Here is a 16,807-nt window from a genome sequence, read left to right on the forward strand (position 1 = left end):
CATTGGCTTAAAATCCAGTTTTCGGGCACAATGCACGCCACTTTTTTTGCCTGGCGCAGTTGTGCACCGGGCCATTAACTGGACACCGAGGGCTTTACTGCATGTCGAAAGAAGACAGCTTCGAAATGGAAGGCACTGTCGTCGACACCCTGCCCAACACCATGTTCCGTGTGGAGTTGGAAAATGGGCACGTCGTTACCGCGCATATCTCCGGAAAAATGCGCAAGAACTACATTCGTATTCTGACCGGTGACAAGGTCCGCGTCGAACTGACGCCTTACGACCTGAGCAAGGGGCGCATCACCTACCGCGCCCGCTAAGCGACACCAACAAAAACGCCCGGCTATATGCCGGGCGTTTTTGTTGGCGGTTAAAAGCATCGCGGGGCAAGCCCGCTCCCACCAGGCCATCTACCTGTGGGAGCGGGCTTGCTCCACGATTAGCCGTTACGCCATCTCAGCCGTGGTCTCGAACTCGAACACCAGCTCGCCATCGCGAATGTCGATGTGCACCACACCACCGTGCTCGGCCAGCTCTCCAAACAGGATCTCTTCGGCCAATGGCCGCTTGATCTTGTCCTGGATCAGCCGCGCCATTGGCCGTGCGCCCATCTGCGCATCGTAACCACCGGCAGCCAGCCAACTGCGCGCCGCATCGCTCACCTCCAGCAGCACGCGCTTGTCTTCCAGTTGCGCCTGCAGCTCGATGAGGAACTTGTCCACCACACTCTTGATCGTCTCGTGACTGAGGCGGCCAAACTGGATGATGGTGTCCAGACGGTTGCGGAACTCCGGCGTGAAGCTCTTCTTGATCACTTCCATGGCGTCGGAGGAGTGATCCTGCTGCGTGAAACCGATCGAGGCTCGTGCAGCGGTTTCAGCACCGGCATTGGTGGTCATGATCACGATGACATTGCGGAAGTCCGCTTTGCGCCCGTTGTTGTCGGTCAGGGTACCGTGGTCCATCACCTGCAGCAGCAGGTTGAAGACTTCCGGATGGGCCTTCTCGATTTCATCGAGCAGCAATACGCAATGCGGTTGCTTGGTAATGGCCTCGGTGAGCAAACCACCCTGGTCGAACCCAACATAGCCCGGAGGCGCACCGATCAAGCGCGATACGGTATGACGCTCCATATACTCGGACATGTCGAAACGCACCAGCTCGACACCCAAGGCCTTGGCCAACTGACGCGCCGCCTCGGTTTTACCGACACCGGTAGGGCCGGCGAACAGGAACGAGCCCACTGGCTTGTCCGGCGACTTCAAGCCGGCGCGCGACAGTTTGATCGCAGTCGCCAGCGAATCGATCGCTGCATCCTGGCCGAACACGGTCAGCTTCAGATCACGCTCAAGGTTACGCAGCAGCTCTTTGTCGGAACTGGTAACGTGCTTAGGCGGAATCCGCGCGATTTTCGCGACGATGTCCTCGACTTGTGGCACATCGATACGCTTGACGCGCATCTCCACCGGTTGCAGGCGCTGGTAGGCGCCGGCCTCGTCGATCACATCGATGGCCTTGTCGGGCATGTGCCGATCATTGATGTAACGGGCCGCCAGCTCGGCAGCGGCGCGCAAGGCTTCATCACTGTATTCGATATTGTGATGAGACTCGAAACGCCCCTTCAGGCCACGCAGGATGCCCACGGTGTCTTCCACCGATGGCTCGCTGACATCAACCTTCTGGAAGCGCCGCGCCAGGGCGCGATCCTTCTCGAAGATCCCGCGAAACTCCTGGAAGGTGGTCGAACCGATGCAACGGATATCACCCGAAGACAGCAACGGCTTGAGCAGGTTGGAGGCATCCATGACGCCACCGGAAGCTGCACCTGCACCGATAATAGTGTGAATTTCGTCGATAAACAGAATTGCTTGCGGCCGTTTGCGCAACTCGTTGAGCAGCGCCTTGAAGCGCTTCTCGAAGTCGCCGCGGTACTTGGTACCGGCCAGCAAAGCGCCCAGATCCAGGGAATAGACCACGCTCTGCGCCAGCAGGTCGGGCACCTGGCCATCGACGATACGCTTGGCCAGGCCTTCGGCGATGGCCGTCTTGCCGACGCCGGCCTCACCGACCAGCAGCGGGTTGTTCTTGCGCCGACGGGCAAGGATCTGCGCTACGCGCTCGACCTCAAGCTCGCGACCGACCAGCGGATCGATGCGCCCTTGACGGGCCTGCTCGTTGAGGTTGCTGGCATAGGCATCCAGTGGATTACCCGACGATGAAGTCTCGCCGCCGTCCTCGTCCTGCATATCCTGCTCGCCTTCGGAGTGTTCACCATGGCCCGGCACCTTGGAGATGCCATGGGCGATGTAATTGACCACGTCGATACGCGCCACGCTCTGCTGCTTGAGCAGGAACACAGCCTGGCTTTCCTGTTCGCTGAAAATCGCTACCAGCACATTGGCGCCGGTGACTTCACGCTTGCCCGAGCTCTGGACATGAAAGACTGCGCGCTGCAACACCCGCTGGAAGCCCAGGGTTGGCTGGGTTTCGCGATCCTCGTCATGCACGGGAATCAACGGCGTGGTGGAGTCAATGAACTCCTGCAGGTCGTGTTTGAGTTTGTCGAGGTTCGCGCCGCAGGCGCGCAGAACGGTCGCGGCGGCCTCATTATCCAATAGTGCCAGCAGCAGGTGCTCGACGGTCATGAATTCATGACGTTTCGAGCGCGCCTCCTTGAAGGCCAGATTGAGGGTGACTTCGAGCTCGCGGTTTAACATAGCTTCACCTCATACCCAAGTGGCCGGCGATTAACCGTCCTTCTCGATTTCACAGAGTAGCGGATGCTGGCTTTCCCTTGCGTATTGGTTGACCTGCATGGCCTTGGTCTCGGCGATGTCACGGGTAAACAATCCGCATACTGCCCGTCCTTCTGTATGGACGGCCAGCATGACCTTGGTCGCCAGCTCGCGATTCAGGTTAAAAAACACCTCGAGCACTTCGACGACGAAATCCATCGGTGTGTAGTCATCGTTGAACAAAACCACCTTGTACATGGGTGGCGCCTGCAGGGCCGGCTTGGCCTCCTGTACCGCCAGGCCAGAACCATCGTCCTCATGCGATTGCGGGCGATCCTGATTGAATGTTAGTCGAATCTGGCTATGTGCATGCATGGAAAGAATTTCATCATTTCGACAGGTTGGATTATGGATTGACCGCACAGGCGACGCGCAACTGCTGCCACCTCACCTTGACTATCGGCAAAACGGTGTTACAACCAATAAGAACCCACCGTGGTCGATAAAGATCCGCGCAGTCAACCAGAATTTTCGCAGGTTCATATGCGGATGGAGTGGATGATACTCCAGTGATGGAGTCCTTTGCAGAGGGATATGAGGATGGCAAGCGGTAAAGTCAAGTGGTTCAACAATGCCAAGGGCTATGGCTTCATCAATGAAGACGGGAAAACAGAGGATCTGTTTGCACACTACTCGGCCATTCAGATGGACGGCTATAAAACATTGAAAGCCGGTCAACCCGTCAAGTTCGAGATTATCCAGGGCCCCAAAGGCATGCACGCGGTGAACATCACCAGTGCAACCGTTCAACCCGCCGCCACCACCCCCACCCCCGACCCGGAAACAGTCAAGGCCTGATCCCCAGACGAAAAAAAACCGGCCAGTCCGCAGGGGCTGGCCGGTTTTTTGTGCTGATTACATGTGTTTGATCAGCGCATCACCAAAACCGGAGCTGCTGACCAGCGTCGCGCCATCCATCAGGCGCTCGAAGTCATAAGTCACGGTTTTAGCCGCGATGGCACCGTTGGTACCCTTGATGATCAGGTCAGCCGCCTCGGTCCAGCCCAGGTGGCGCAGCATCATCTCGGCCGAGAGAATCACCGAGCCTGGGTTGACCTGGTCCTTGCCGGCGTATTTCGGCGCGGTACCGTGGGTGGCTTCGAACATGGCCACGGTGTCGGACAGGTTAGCGCCCGGCGCAATACCGATACCACCCACTTCTGCCGCCAGAGCATCGGAGAGGTAGTCACCGTTGAGGTTAAGGGTGGCAATCACGTCATATTCGGCCGGACGCAGCAGGATCTGCTGGAGCATGGCGTCAGCGATAGCATCCTTGACGATGACTTCACGGCCGGTTTTCGGGTTTTTGAACTTCATCCATGGGCCGCCGTCGAGCAGCTCGGCGCCGAATTCGTTCTTGGCGATCTCGTAGCCCCAGTCCTTGAAGGCACCTTCGGTGAACTTCATGATGTTGCCCTTGTGCACGATGGTCAGCGACTTGCGGTCGTTGTCCACTACGTACTGCAGAGCCTTGCGCACCAGGCGCTGGGTGCCTTCCTTCGATACCGGCTTGATGCCGATGCCGCAATCCTGGTCGAAACGGATCTTGGTGACACCCATTTCTTCTTTCAGGAACTTGATGACCTTGGTCGCCTCAGGCGAGCCGGCCTTCCATTCGATACCGGCATAAATGTCTTCGGAGTTTTCGCGGAAGATCACCATGTCGACGTCACCCGGCTTTTTCACCGGGCTCGGCACACCCTGGAACCACACCACCGGGCGCAGACAGACATACAGGTCCAGTTGTTGGCGCAGGGCCACGTTAAGGGAGCGGATACCTCCACCGACCGGGGTGGTCAGCGGACCTTTGATGGAGACGACGTAATCCTTGACCGCGTCCAGGGTTTCCTGGGGCAGCCAGGTATCCTGGTCATACACCTGGGTGGCCTTCTCACCAGCGTAGACTTCCATCCAGGAAATCTTGCGCTTGCCCCCATAGGCTTTTTCTACAGCAGCATCGACCACTTTGATCATGACGGGACTGACGTCTACGCCAATGCCGTCGCCTTCGATGAACGGGATGATCGGATTATCAGGAACATTGAGAGAATGGTCCGCATTGACGGTGATTTTGTCGCCGACTGCCGGAACCTTGATTTTCTGGTATCCCATGCTGCACTCCGTTTTTTTTGGTGTGGTACGTCATCTGGATCCCCAGAGCGTACCCCAGATGCACGGCAACGGGAACCATGGCTGCGAATGCACCAAATTGGAGCTCGCGCACCTACATCTTTGGTCTAAAAAAGGCGCTGTTACACGTTGACCTTGATGATTACGAGCAAGGATTTGATATACTCGGCCGGTGACCAAAGGGTCACTGGGGCGAACCGTCATTCAACCCCGACCTGACTGGGCTGTTACCGCAGTTCAGCCGTTTGACACTCGACTGATGCAATCCACCATCACTGCACAGAACCCTCGACCTTCTGCTCATAGATGTGTCTGAGCGAAGCGCCTACCCTGCGCACTTCGAGATTCTGCGCACGCTCAGCAAAACAGAGAGTTAACCCGAATATGCCCACCCGATCCAAGATCATCTACACCTTCACTGACGAAGCCCCTGCCCTCGCCACCTATTCACTGCTCCCCATCGTCGAAGCCTTCACCGCTTGCGCCGACATCGCCGTAGAAACCCGGGACATCTCTCTGGCCGGCCGCATCCTTTCTGCCTTCCCTGAACAGCTCGGCGCCGACAAGCAAGTGGCCGACCACCTGGCAGAACTGGGCCAACTGGCAACCACGCCAGAAGCCAACATCATCAAGCTGCCGAACATCAGCGCCTCGGTACCGCAGCTCAAAGCCGCGATCAAGGAACTGCAAGCCAAGGGCTTCAACGTTCCTGACTACCCTGAAGCCGCCGCTACCGATGCCGAGAAAGAAGCCAAGGCTCGCTACGACCGCATCAAGGGCAGCGCCGTAAACCCGGTTCTGCGCGAAGGCAACTCCGACCGCCGCGCGCCGCTGTCGGTCAAGAACTACGCACGCAAGCACCCGCACAAGATGGGCGCCTGGGCTGCTGACTCCAAGTCCCACGTGGCACACATGAGCCACGGCGACTTCTACGGCAGCGAGAAAGCCGCGCTGATCGAAGCCGATGACAGCCTGCGCATCGAACTGCTGGACAAGAACGGCACCACCACCGTTCTGAAAGAAAAGACCTCGGTCAAAGCCGGCGAGATCATCGACTGCGCAGTACTGAGCACCAAAGCCCTGCGCAAGTTCATCGCCGCTGAAATCGAAGACGCCAAGGCCAAGGGCGTACTGCTGTCGGTACACCTCAAAGCCACCATGATGAAGGTTTCCGACCCGATCATGTTCGGCCAGATCGTTGCCGAGTACTACCAGGACGCGCTGAACAAGCACGCTGCAGTACTGGAAGAAATCGGCTTCAACCTGAACAACGGTATCGGCGACCTGTACGCCCGCATCAAGGCCCTGCCAGCTGAACAGCAGGCGCAGATCGAAGCCGACGTCAAAGCCGTCTACGACGTGCGTCCGGCGCTGGCCATGGTCAACTCCGACAAGGGCATCACCAACCTGCACGTGCCAAGCGACGTCATCGTCGACGCCTCGATGCCGGCGATGATCCGTGACTCGGGCAAGATGTGGAACACCGAAGGTCAGCTGCAAGACACCAAGGCAGTCATCCCGGACCGTTGCTACGCGACCATCTACCAGGCCGTTATCGAAGACTGCAAGCAACACGGCGCCTTCGATCCGACCACCATGGGCAGCGTGCCGAACGTTGGCCTGATGGCGCAGAAAGCCGAAGAGTACGGCTCGCACGACAAGACCTTCCAGGCCAAGGCCGACGGCGTGATCCGTGTAGTTGACGGCAAGGGCAACCTGCTGCTGTCGCAGGAAGTCGAAGCCGGCGACATCTTCCGCATGTGCCAGACCAAAGACGCGCCGATCCAGGACTGGGTCAAACTGGCCGTCAACCGCGCCCGCGCCAGCAACACCCCGGCGCTGTTCTGGCTTGACCCGCAGCGTGCCCACGACGGCGTGCTGATCGAGAAGGTCCAGAAGTACCTGAAAGACCACGACACCGCTGGCCTGGACATCCGCGTCCTGTCGCCTGTCGAGGCGATGAAGGTTTCCCTGCAGCGCATCCGCGCCGGCCAGGACACCATCTCGGTAACCGGTAACGTACTGCGCGACTACCTGACCGACCTGTTCCCGATCATGGAGCTGGGCACCAGCGCCAAGATGCTGTCGATCGTGCCGCTGATGAACAACGGCGGCCTGTTCGAAACCGGCGCCGGCGGTTCGGCACCGAAACACGTACAGCAACTGGTTGAAGAGAACTTCCTGCGCTGGGATTCGCTGGGTGAGTTCCTGGCCCTGGCCGCTTCCCTGGAGCACCTGAGCAGCGCCTACGGCAACGCCAAGGCCCAGGTCCTGGCCAACACCCTGGATCAGGCTACCGGCAAGTTCCTCGACGAGAACAAGTCGCCAGCCCGAAAGGTCGGCGGTATCGACAACCGTGGCAGCCACTTCTACCTGACCCTGTTCTGGGCCCAGGCACTGGCCGCCCAGACCGAAGACGCTGCCCTGCAAGCGCGCTTCGCCCCACTGGCAAAAGCCCTGGCCGAGAACGAAGCGACCATCGTCGCTGAACTCAACGCCGTTCAGGGCAAGCCGGCTGAAATCGGTGGTTACTACTACCCGGATGCCGAGCTGACCAGCAAAGTGATGCGCCCGAGCCAGACCCTCAACAGCGCGATTGCCGCCCTGTAAGGTTCGCTTGACGTAACATCGGAAGCCCCGGCCACGCACCGGGGCTTTCGCTTTTCCGGGATCCATCGCGGGGCAAGCCCGCTCCCACACAGACCTGTGGGAGCGGGCTCGCCCCGCGATGGATCTCACCAAAACAACACAGGGCTATCCGAATGACCTGGCAACCCCACATCACCGTCGCCACCATCGTCGAAGACCAGGGGCGCTTCCTCATGGTCGAAGAATTCAAGGCTGGCAAGCACGTCTTCAACCAGCCCGCCGGACACCTGGAAGCCAACGAGAGCCTGCTCGACGCCGCCCGCCGCGAAACCCTCGAAGAAACCGCCTGGGACGTCGAGCTGACCGGCGTGGTCGGTATCTACCTCTATACCGCCCCGAGTAACGGTGTGACCTACCAGCGAGTGTGCTTCGCCGCCCGCCCGCTCAAGCATCACCCCGAGCGCGCCCTGGACAGCGACATCGTCCGCGCCGCATGGCTGACCCGCGACGAACTGCTGGCAGACCCTGAACGCTGGCGCAGCGAGTTGGTGCCACGCTGTATCGACGACTACCTGGCCGGGCCGCTGCACAGCCTGGCATTGATCCGCGACTGACAGTGACGATGCCTTGAAGGCCGCAGCCTGATAGAATCGTTGTCTTTTTCCAGATACACAGCCGGTACCTATGACCAGTCCAGCACTTTACGAACCCGAAAAGACACGCGTTATTGTCGGCATGTCCGGCGGCGTGGACTCTTCCGTCTCCGCCCTCCTGCTGATGGAGCAGGGCTACCAGGTGGAAGGCCTGTTCATGAAGAACTGGGAAGAGGACGACGGCACCGAATACTGCACCGCCCGCGAAGACCTGGCCGACGCCCAGGCCGTGTGCGACCGCATCGGCATCAAGCTGCATACCGCCAACTTCGCCGCCGAATACTGGGACAACGTCTTCGAGCACTTCCTGGCCGAATACAAGGCCGGGCGCACGCCGAACCCGGACATCCTGTGCAACCGCGAAATCAAGTTCAAGGCGTTCCTCGACTACGCCCTGATGCTCGGCGCCGACCTGATCGCCACCGGCCACTACGTGCGCCGCCGCGACACGGACGGCCGCACCGAACTGCTCAAGGGCCTGGACCCGAACAAGGACCAGAGCTACTTCCTGCACGCCGTCGGCGGCAAGGAAATTGCCCGCACCCTGTTCCCGGTTGGCGAGCTGGAAAAGCCCGAAGTACGCGCCATTGCCGAGAAACACGGCCTGGCCACAGCGAAGAAGAAAGACTCCACCGGCATCTGCTTTATCGGTGAGCGCCGCTTCAGCGACTTCCTCAAGCAGTACCTGCCAGCACAGCCCGGTGAAATCCAGACCACTGAAGGCGAAGTCATCGGTCGTCATCACGGCTTGATGTACCACACCATCGGCCAGCGCCAGGGCCTGGGCATCGGCGGCCTCAAGGACGCCGGCGACGAGCCGTGGTACGTGCTGGAAAAAGACCTCGCCCGCAACGTGTTGGTGGTGGGTCAAGGCAATGAGCATCCATGGCTGTTCTCCCGCGCCCTGCTCGCATCGGAGATCTTCTGGGTCAATCCGATCGACCTGTCCAGCCCACGGCGCCTGACCGCCAAGGTGCGCTACCGCCAGAGCGATCAGGATTGCACCCTGGAACTGACTGCCAGCGGCTACCGTGCCGTGTTCGACGAGCCCCAGCGCGCTGTGACCCCGGGCCAGTCGGTGGTGTTCTATGACGGTGAAATCTGCCTGGGTGGCGGCGTGATCGCAACGGCCGAGCCGTGGAGCGCACGCTGATGAGCTCGATCCAAGAGCAACTGATCGCCCTCGGCGGCGTGTTCCAGGCTGCAGTGCTGGTGGACCGCATCGCCCGCACCGGCCAGGCCAGCGAGGCCAATCTGGGCTGCATGCTGGGCAGCCTGCTGGTGCGCGACCCGCAAAACACCCTGGAAGTATTCGGCGGAGACGACCTCAACCTGCGTGACGGCTACCGCGCCCTGGCCAGCGCCCTGGAGCGCGATCCGGGCAGTCTGCAACGCGAGCCGCTGCGCTACGCATTGTCGATGCTTGGTCTTGAACGTCAACTGGCCAAGCGTGGCGACATGCTTGATGTGATCGGCAATCGACTGCCACAGATCCAGTCCCAGGCCGACCATTTCGGCCTGGTGCATGAAAACGTCATTGCCTCCAGCGGCGCCCTGTATCAGGACACCTTGAGCACCTTGCGCCAGCGCATTCAGGTACACGGCGACATGCGCCACCTGCAGCAACCAAGCAACGCCTCGAAGATCCGCGCCCTGCTGCTCGCCGGCATTCGCGCAGCGCGCCTGTGGCGGCAGTTGGGCGGGCATCGCTGGCAGTTGGTGATCAGCCGGCGCAAATTGCTCAAAGAGCTGTATCCGATGTTGCGTGGCTGACAAAACCATCGCGGGGCAAGCCCGCTCCCACAGAGTCATCTCATACTTGTGGGAGCGGGCTTGCCCCGCGATATAGCCAAATATTTACTGGCGGACCATTGGTCAGCCACCCGACTCGGGCGCATTTTTCATGTATGATATGCGCCCTCTTCAAAGCCTGACTGTCCGAGAACACCCCATGCAGCTTTCCTCGCTCACTGCGGTTTCCCCTGTTGACGGCCGTTATGCCGGCAAAACCCAGGCCCTGCGCCCTATTTTCAGCGAATACGGCCTGATCCGTTTCCGCGCCCTGGTCGAGGTGCGCTGGTTGCAGCGCCTCGCCGCTCATCCGCAAATCGCTGAAGTTCCAGCGTTTTCCGCCGAAGCCAATGCGCTGCTCAATGGCCTGGCCGATGAGTTCGCCCTCGAACACGCCGAGCGCGTGAAAGAAATCGAGCGCACCACCAACCACGACGTCAAGGCGATCGAGTATCTGCTCAAAGAGCAGGCTGCCAAGCTGCCAGAACTGGCCAAGGTGAGTGAATTCATCCACTTCGCCTGCACCAGTGAAGACATCAACAACCTGTCCCACGCCCTGATGCTGCGCGAAGGCCGCGATACCGTGCTGCTGCCACTGATGCGCCAGATCGCCCAGGCCATCCGTGAGCTGGCCCACCGCTTCGCCGACGTGCCGATGCTGTCGCGCACCCACGGCCAACCGGCTTCGCCGACCACCCTGGGTAAAGAGCTGGCCAACGTCGTCTATCGCCTTGAGCGCCAGATCGCTCAGGTTGCCGCTGTCCCGCTGCTGGGCAAGATCAACGGCGCCGTAGGCAACTACAACGCCCACCTGTCGGCCTACCCGCAGATCGACTGGGAAGCCAACGCCCGCGCCTTCATCGAAGACGAGCTGGGTCTGGTGTTCAACCCGTACACCACGCAGATCGAGCCGCACGACTACATCGCCGAGCTGTTCGACGCGATCGCCCGCTTCAACACCATCCTGATCGACTTCGACCGCGATATCTGGGGCTACATCTCCCTGGGTTACTTCAAGCAGCGCACCATCGCTGGTGAAATCGGTTCCTCGACCATGCCGCACAAGGTCAACCCGATCGACTTCGAAAACTCCGAAGGCAACTTGGGTATCGCCAACGCACTGTTCCAGCACCTGGCCAGCAAGCTGCCGATCTCGCGCTGGCAGCGCGACCTGACCGACTCCACCGTGCTGCGCAACCTGGGCGTCGGTTTCGCCCACAGCGTGATTGCCTACGAGGCCAGCCTCAAAGGCATCAGCAAGCTGGAAATCAACGAAGCCCGTATCGCCGAAGACCTGGACGCCTGCTGGGAAGTCCTCGCCGAGCCGATCCAGACCGTCATGCGCCGCTACGACATCGAGAACCCCTACGAGAAGCTCAAAGAGCTGACCCGTGGCAAAGGCATCAGCCCGGAAGTACTGCTGACCTTCATCGATGGCTTGGACATGCCGACTGAAGCGCGCGAAGAACTGAAAAAGCTGACCCCAGCCTCTTACATCGGTAACGCTGCGGCTCAAGCCAAACGCATCTGATCTGCGCCCTGCGCGTAAACGCCCGGCTCAGCCGGGCGTTTTTATTACCGAAAGAAAATTACTTTTTTTCAATAGGTTACACATGAATCCTGATACTCCACTGCAGCTGCTGGGCGGCCTCACTGCCCGCGAATTCATGCGCGACTACTGGCAGAAGAAACCTCTGCTGGTGCGCCAGGCCTTCACTGATTTCGAAAGCCCGATCGACGCCGACGAACTGGCCGGCCTGGCCCTGGAAGAAGAAGTCGAATCGCGCCTGGTCATCGAACACGGCGAGCGCCCGTGGGAATTGCGTCGCGGCCCGTTCGAGGAAGACACCTTCAGCACCCTGCCTGAGCGCGACTGGACCCTGCTGGTACAGGCGGTGGACCAGTTTGTACCCGAAGTCCATGAACTGCTGGAGCACTTCCGCTTCCTGCCGAGCTGGCGCATCGACGACGTGATGATCAGCTTCGCTGCTCCGGGTGGCAGTGTCGGCCCGCACTTCGACAACTACGATGTCTTCCTGCTGCAAGGCCAGGGCAAGCGCAACTGGAAAATCGGCCAGATGTGCGACAGCGACAGCCCGCTGCTCGAACACGCCGACCTGCGCATCCTGGCTGAATTCGAGCAAAGCGGAGAGTGGACCCTGGAGCCTGGCGACATGCTCTACCTGCCGCCGCGTCTGGCCCACTACGGCATTGCCGAAGACGACTGCCTGACCTACTCGGTGGGCTTTCGCGCCCCTAGCGCCGCTGAAGTGCTGACCCACTTCACCGACTTCCTCAGCCAGTTCCTGCCTGACGAAGAGCGCTACACCGACGCCGACGCCCAGCCGGTCAGCGACCCACACCAGATCCAGCACGACGCTCTTGGCCGCCTGAAGAACCTGCTGACCGAGCACATGGGCGACGAACGCCTGCTGCTGACCTGGTTCGGCCAGTTCATGACCGAGCCACGCTACCCGGAACTGGTCAGCGGTGAGCCGCTGGACGAAGCGGAACTGATCGAAAGCCTGGCCCAGGGCGCGATCCTGATCCGCAACCCAAGCGCACGTCTGGCCTGGTCTGAAGTCGATGACAACCTGCTGCTGTTCGCCAGCGGCCAGAGCCGTCTGCTGCCGGGTGAGCTGCGCGAACTGCTGAAGCTGATCTGCGCCGCCGACGCGTTGCATATTGAAAACCTTGAGCAGTGGCTTGAAATCGATCAAGGCATTACCTTGATCTGCGAACTGGTCAAACAAGGAAGCTTGGGGTTTGCCAATGAATAAGATCCGCGTCCGCCTCGCCGACTGGCACAAAGACAACGCCGACATCCGCCGCATCCGCGAAGCCGTGTTCATCGCCGAGCAATGCGTACCGCCAGAACTGGAGTGGGATGCCGACGACAACAGCGCCGTGCATTTCCTCGCGATGGAAGGTGACTACGCCATCGGCACAGCACGCCTGCTGGCTGATGGTCAGATCGGTCGAGTATCGGTGCTCAAGGACTGGCGCGGCCTGAAAGTCGGCGATGCACTGATGCAGGCGGTTATCGTCGAAGCGCAGAATCGCGACCTCAAGCAGCAGATGCTCAGCGCCCAGGTGCAGGCGACGCCGTTTTACGAACGCCTTGGCTTCAAGGTAGTCAGCGAAGAGTTCCTCGAGGCGGGCATTCCGCACGTGGACATGGTTCGCGAGTCGCGCGAACTGGCCTGATAAGCCATCGCGGGGCAAGCCCGCTCCCACTGTGGGAGCGGGCTTGCCCCGCGATGAGGCCAGCAAACCCCCTACAAATTTGCCATCATGTCCACTCCACCCGCGGAGATCATGGACATGCCGCTACGCCCCCTACTCGCCTCCCTGCTTCTGTCGTTCAGCCTGAATGCGCTGGCCGCCACTGAAGTCCTGCCGCTGAACCACCGCACCAGCGCCGAACTACTCCCCACCGCACAATCGTTCATCGGTAAGGATGGCAGCGTCAGCGCCTTTGAGAACAAGCTGATCGTCAACGCCGAGCCCGAGCGCATCGACGACCTGCGCACCCTGCTACAACAACTGGACACCGCGCCGCGACGCCTGATGATCAGCGTCGACAACAACGACAGCAACTTCCAGGATAACCGCGGCAGCGCCCGCGTCATCCGCTACGGCACCGCCAACCGCGAAGGCGGCCTGCAGCAGGTACAAGCCACCGAAGGCAGCCCGGCACTGATCCAGGTCGGCCAGAGCATTCCGATCACCAGCACCAGTACCGACGGCTTCGGCCGCGTGCAAAGCGACACAGAATACCGCAACGTCACCCAGGGCTTTTACGTCACCGCGAGCGTCAGCGGCGACACCGTCAACCTGAACATCAGTACCAACAATGACCGGATGAGCCTGGAGCGTCCTGATGTAGTGAAGGTTCAAAGCACCGACACAAAAGTCAGCGGCAAGCTCGGTGAATGGATCACCCTGGCCGGGGTCAACCAGCAGAGCCAGTCCGAACGCAGTGCTTCAGCCCTCAGTTACAGCACCCAGCGCGGTGAGAACATGACTTTGCGGGTAAAAGTCGACGCACTGGACTGAACCCAGACAAATCAAGGGCTCGACCAAGGGACTTGGAACTGACCGGCGAGTCGCATTAGACCAAAGATGTAGTGGTTTGAAAAAAGCACTACAAAACATTTGACGACCTCAAATCGCCGAGGCATGATGGCCCCGCTCCCGCTAATCAGAGGCCCTGGCAAGGGCCTTCGAGCCGCGCTCTAACCTACCCACCTGAGCCGGATCGTGTCTGTACAGCCCACAAGGCAGTTTGACGAGATTGCGACTGGAACGAAGTTGTCCCGAGGGACGGAAGCGCATCAAGAGGCACACGGCAGCACTGTTTACTGCAGCTCGGCAACCACGAGCCACCCTGCAGCGAATACCTCGCCCACGCCTGCTCACTTCCCCTCTTCGAGCCCCATCGTTCGACCGTCGCATATTTCGCTGAACATGACTTACGCCAGGCTTCTGATCTGCGCTGTGTGAGCGAGAATTTTTCCAAGACCGATGCGACGAGGTTTATTTCCATGGCACTGACACGCGAACAGCAAATTGCAGCCCTCGAAAAAGACTGGGCCGAAAACCCGCGCTGGAAAGGCGTGACCCGTACCTACACCGCCGCTGATGTCGTACGTCTGCGTGGCTCGGTCCAGCCTGAGCACACCCTGGCCCGCATGGGTGCCGAGAAGCTGTGGAAGCTGGTCACCCAGGGTGCACACCCATCCTTCCGCCCGGAAAAAGATTTCGTCAACTGCATGGGCGCCCTGACCGGCGGCCAGGCTGTTCAACAGGTTAAAGCCGGTATCCAGGCTATCTACCTGTCCGGCTGGCAAGTGGCTGCCGACAACAACTCGGCCGAGTCCATGTACCCAGACCAGTCGCTGTACCCGGTTGACTCGGTGCCAACCGTGGTCAAGCGCATCAACAACTCGTTCCGTCGTGCCGACCAGATCCAGTGGAAAGCCGGCAAGAACCCAGGCGATGACGGCTACATCGACTACTTCGCGCCAATCGTGGCTGACGCCGAAGCCGGTTTCGGTGGCGTACTGAACGCCTACGAGCTGATGAAGAACATGATCGAAGCAGGCGCCGCCGGCGTTCACTTCGAAGACCAGCTGGCCTCGGTGAAAAAATGCGGCCACATGGGCGGCAAGGTACTGGTTCCAACCCAGGAAGCTGTACAGAAGCTCAGCGCTGCCCGTCTGGCGGCCGACGTTGCCGGCGTACCGACCATCATCCTGGCCCGTACCGACGCCAACGCCGCTGACCTGCTGACCAGCGACTGCGACCCGTACGACCAGCCGTTCGTGATCGGCGAGCGCACCCAGGAAGGCTTCTACAAAGTACGTGCCGGCCTGGATCAAGCCATTGCCCGCGGCCTGGCCTACGCTCCATACGCCGACCTGATCTGGTGTGAAACCGCCAAGCCGGACCTGGAAGAAGCCCGTCGCTTCGCCGAAGCGATCAAGAAGGAATACCCGGACCAGATCCTGTCCTACAACTGCTCGCCTTCTTTCAACTGGAAGAAAAACCTGGACGACGCGACCATCGCCAAGTTCCAGCGCGAACTGTCGGCCATGGGCTACAAGCACCAGTTCATTACCCTGGCCGGTATCCACAACATGTGGCACGGCATGTTCAACCTGGCGCACGACTATGCCCGCAACGACATGACCGCTTACGTGAAACTGCAGGAACAAGAGTTCGCTGACGCTTCGAAAGGCTACACCTTCGTCGCTCACCAGCAGGAAGTCGGCACCGGCTACTTCGACGACATGACCACCGTGATCCAGGGTGGCAAGTCCTCGGTAACCGCACTGACCGGCTCGACCGAAGAAGAGCAGTTCCACTGATCTCTGATCGATTGCTGAAATTCGGGTAACAGACAAAACCCGGGGCCTGTGATGGGGCTCCGGGTTTTGTTTTTTGTGACGGTGGGAGCGGGCTTGCCCCGCGATACGATGTGACTGATCCATCGCCTCGCGGGGCAAGCCCGCTCCCACCGAGACAATAGCTCCCACAGTGCCGCGTGATTCGGCCGATTCGCCACTTCCCTATAAATCCCCATTGGCTATGCTAGGTGCACAACAACACCAAGGATTGGCCATGCCCCGCCCATTTACCCTGCTCTGCCTGGCCCTGCTCGGCGCAGCTTTCTATATATATGCACTGGCCAGCCAGAACGCGCTGCTCGGTCTTGCCGTCAAACCGATCCCGGTGCTGGCCCTGATCGTCTGGCTCAGGACCGCAGCGCCTTCGCGCTACCGGCATTGGATCACCATTGGCCTAGGCTTCTCGCTACTGGGCGACATCCTTTTGGCCGTACCTGGCGACCTGTTCGTATTTGGCCTGGCAGCGTTTCTTTGCGCCCATCTGGCCTACCTGCGCGGCTACCTGAGCGAGACACGCGAGCGGGCGACCTCGGCACTGGTAATTTCGGCACTTGTCGGCACCACGCTGCTGGCTGTACTGATCAGTCATGGCCTGGGCGAGCTGCTGATTCCGGTAACGGTGTACGCCCTGGCCATCAGTGCGATGCTCTGGCGCGCGCTGGCCTGTGGTGGCATTGCCGCACTGGGGGCGATCGCCTTCGTATTCTCCGACAGCCTGATCGGCATCGATCGCTTTGTCGGCCATTTCCAGGCGGCCCCTTACCTGATTATCCTCGCCTACTGGCTGGGCCAATGGGCAATTGCCGCCTCGGCCTACACCAGTCGGTCAGCAAAAACCTTGATCCAGACCGCGGCAGGCCAGGATAAATTCGGTTAAAACACGGGGTGTGGAAACTTGCGGGTGATGCCTATGCCACACAACTTTGTAGTTGACCCG

Annotated in this window: 15 protein-coding genes; 12 read left to right on the top strand and 3 right to left on the bottom strand. The window is 60.1% G+C overall.

Annotated elements, in window-relative coordinates; genetic code table 11:
- Nucleotides 1-101 precede the first annotated feature (101 nt).
- Nucleotides 102-320 (top strand): translation initiation factor IF-1, encoded by a 219-nt coding sequence (infA, locus tag PSAKL28_RS17180; RefSeq protein ID WP_002553999.1) that lies wholly within the window; start codon nucleotides 102-104, stop codon nucleotides 318-320.
- Nucleotides 321-446: 126 nt separating this feature from the next.
- Here infA and clpA read toward each other — a convergent pair whose 3' ends face one another.
- Both clpA and clpS read right to left on the bottom strand, forming a co-directional pair.
- A complete protein-coding gene (gene clpA, locus PSAKL28_RS17185) occupies nucleotides 447-2,717 on the bottom strand; it encodes an ATP-dependent Clp protease ATP-binding subunit ClpA (RefSeq protein WP_038612792.1) in 2,271 nt (756 codons plus the stop codon).
- 30 nt (nucleotides 2,718-2,747) lie between these two features.
- Nucleotides 2,748-3,110, bottom strand: a complete 363-nt coding sequence (clpS, locus tag PSAKL28_RS17190) for an ATP-dependent Clp protease adapter ClpS (protein WP_009400967.1) — start codon at nucleotides 3,108-3,110, stop codon at nucleotides 2,748-2,750.
- A 225-nt stretch (nucleotides 3,111-3,335) separates the two neighbouring features.
- Between clpS and cspD the strand changes: the two genes are divergently transcribed.
- Nucleotides 3,336-3,593 carry a cold shock domain-containing protein CspD gene (gene cspD, locus PSAKL28_RS17195; RefSeq protein ID WP_038612796.1) on the top strand — a complete coding sequence of 86 codons (258 nt, stop codon included), beginning with the start codon at nucleotides 3,336-3,338 and terminating at the stop codon, nucleotides 3,591-3,593.
- A gap of 57 nt (nucleotides 3,594-3,650) precedes the next feature.
- Here cspD and icd read toward each other — a convergent pair whose 3' ends face one another.
- The gene (gene icd / locus PSAKL28_RS17200) at nucleotides 3,651-4,907 is read right to left on the bottom strand and encodes an NADP-dependent isocitrate dehydrogenase (protein WP_038612798.1); all 1,257 of its coding nucleotides are present in this window, start codon (nucleotides 4,905-4,907) and stop codon (nucleotides 3,651-3,653) included.
- Between the two features lie 402 nt (nucleotides 4,908-5,309).
- Here icd and PSAKL28_RS17205 point away from each other — a divergent pair, with 402 nt between their 5' ends.
- From PSAKL28_RS17205 to PSAKL28_RS17250, 10 genes are all read left to right on the top strand, one after another.
- A complete protein-coding gene (locus tag PSAKL28_RS17205) occupies nucleotides 5,310-7,535 on the top strand; it encodes an NADP-dependent isocitrate dehydrogenase (protein WP_038612800.1) in 2,226 nt (741 codons plus the stop codon).
- Nucleotides 7,536-7,687: 152 nt separating this feature from the next.
- Nucleotides 7,688-8,128 carry an NUDIX hydrolase gene (locus tag PSAKL28_RS17210; protein WP_038612801.1) on the top strand — a complete coding sequence of 147 codons (441 nt, stop codon included), beginning with the start codon at nucleotides 7,688-7,690 and terminating at the stop codon, nucleotides 8,126-8,128.
- Between the two features lie 70 nt (nucleotides 8,129-8,198).
- Nucleotides 8,199-9,320: a tRNA 2-thiouridine(34) synthase MnmA gene (gene mnmA, locus PSAKL28_RS17215; protein ID WP_038612803.1), complete on the top strand. Its 1,122-nt coding sequence runs from the start codon at nucleotides 8,199-8,201 to the stop codon at nucleotides 9,318-9,320.
- Nucleotides 9,320-9,940, top strand: coding sequence for a high frequency lysogenization protein HflD (gene hflD, locus PSAKL28_RS17220; RefSeq protein WP_038612804.1), 621 nt, complete (start codon nucleotides 9,320-9,322; stop codon nucleotides 9,938-9,940). Before mnmA ends, hflD begins: the two co-directional genes overlap by 1 nt.
- A 178-nt stretch (nucleotides 9,941-10,118) precedes the next feature.
- Nucleotides 10,119-11,489, top strand: a complete 1,371-nt coding sequence (purB, locus tag PSAKL28_RS17225; RefSeq protein ID WP_038612805.1) for an adenylosuccinate lyase — start codon at nucleotides 10,119-10,121, stop codon at nucleotides 11,487-11,489.
- Between the two features lie 82 nt (nucleotides 11,490-11,571).
- Nucleotides 11,572-12,738, top strand: coding sequence for a ribosomal protein uL16 3-hydroxylase (locus PSAKL28_RS17230; protein ID WP_038612807.1), 1,167 nt, complete (start codon nucleotides 11,572-11,574; stop codon nucleotides 12,736-12,738).
- Nucleotides 12,731-13,165: a GNAT family N-acetyltransferase gene (locus tag PSAKL28_RS17235; RefSeq protein WP_038612808.1), complete on the top strand. Its 435-nt coding sequence runs from the start codon at nucleotides 12,731-12,733 to the stop codon at nucleotides 13,163-13,165. Before PSAKL28_RS17230 ends, PSAKL28_RS17235 begins: the two co-directional genes overlap by 8 nt.
- A gap of 117 nt (nucleotides 13,166-13,282) precedes the next feature.
- Nucleotides 13,283-14,017, top strand: coding sequence for a secretin N-terminal domain-containing protein (locus PSAKL28_RS17240; RefSeq protein ID WP_038612810.1), 735 nt, complete (start codon nucleotides 13,283-13,285; stop codon nucleotides 14,015-14,017).
- Between the two features lie 488 nt (nucleotides 14,018-14,505).
- Nucleotides 14,506-15,831 (top strand): isocitrate lyase, encoded by a 1,326-nt coding sequence (aceA, locus tag PSAKL28_RS17245; RefSeq protein ID WP_038612811.1) that lies wholly within the window; start codon nucleotides 14,506-14,508, stop codon nucleotides 15,829-15,831.
- Between the two features lie 253 nt (nucleotides 15,832-16,084).
- A complete protein-coding gene (locus PSAKL28_RS17250; RefSeq protein WP_038612812.1) occupies nucleotides 16,085-16,747 on the top strand; it encodes a lysoplasmalogenase in 663 nt (220 codons plus the stop codon).
- The last annotated feature ends 60 nt before the right edge of the window (nucleotides 16,748-16,807 follow it).

Origin of the sequence: Pseudomonas alkylphenolica (assembly GCF_000746525.1) — a bacterium.
Taxonomy (GTDB): domain Bacteria; phylum Pseudomonadota; class Gammaproteobacteria; order Pseudomonadales; family Pseudomonadaceae; genus Aquipseudomonas; species Aquipseudomonas alkylphenolica.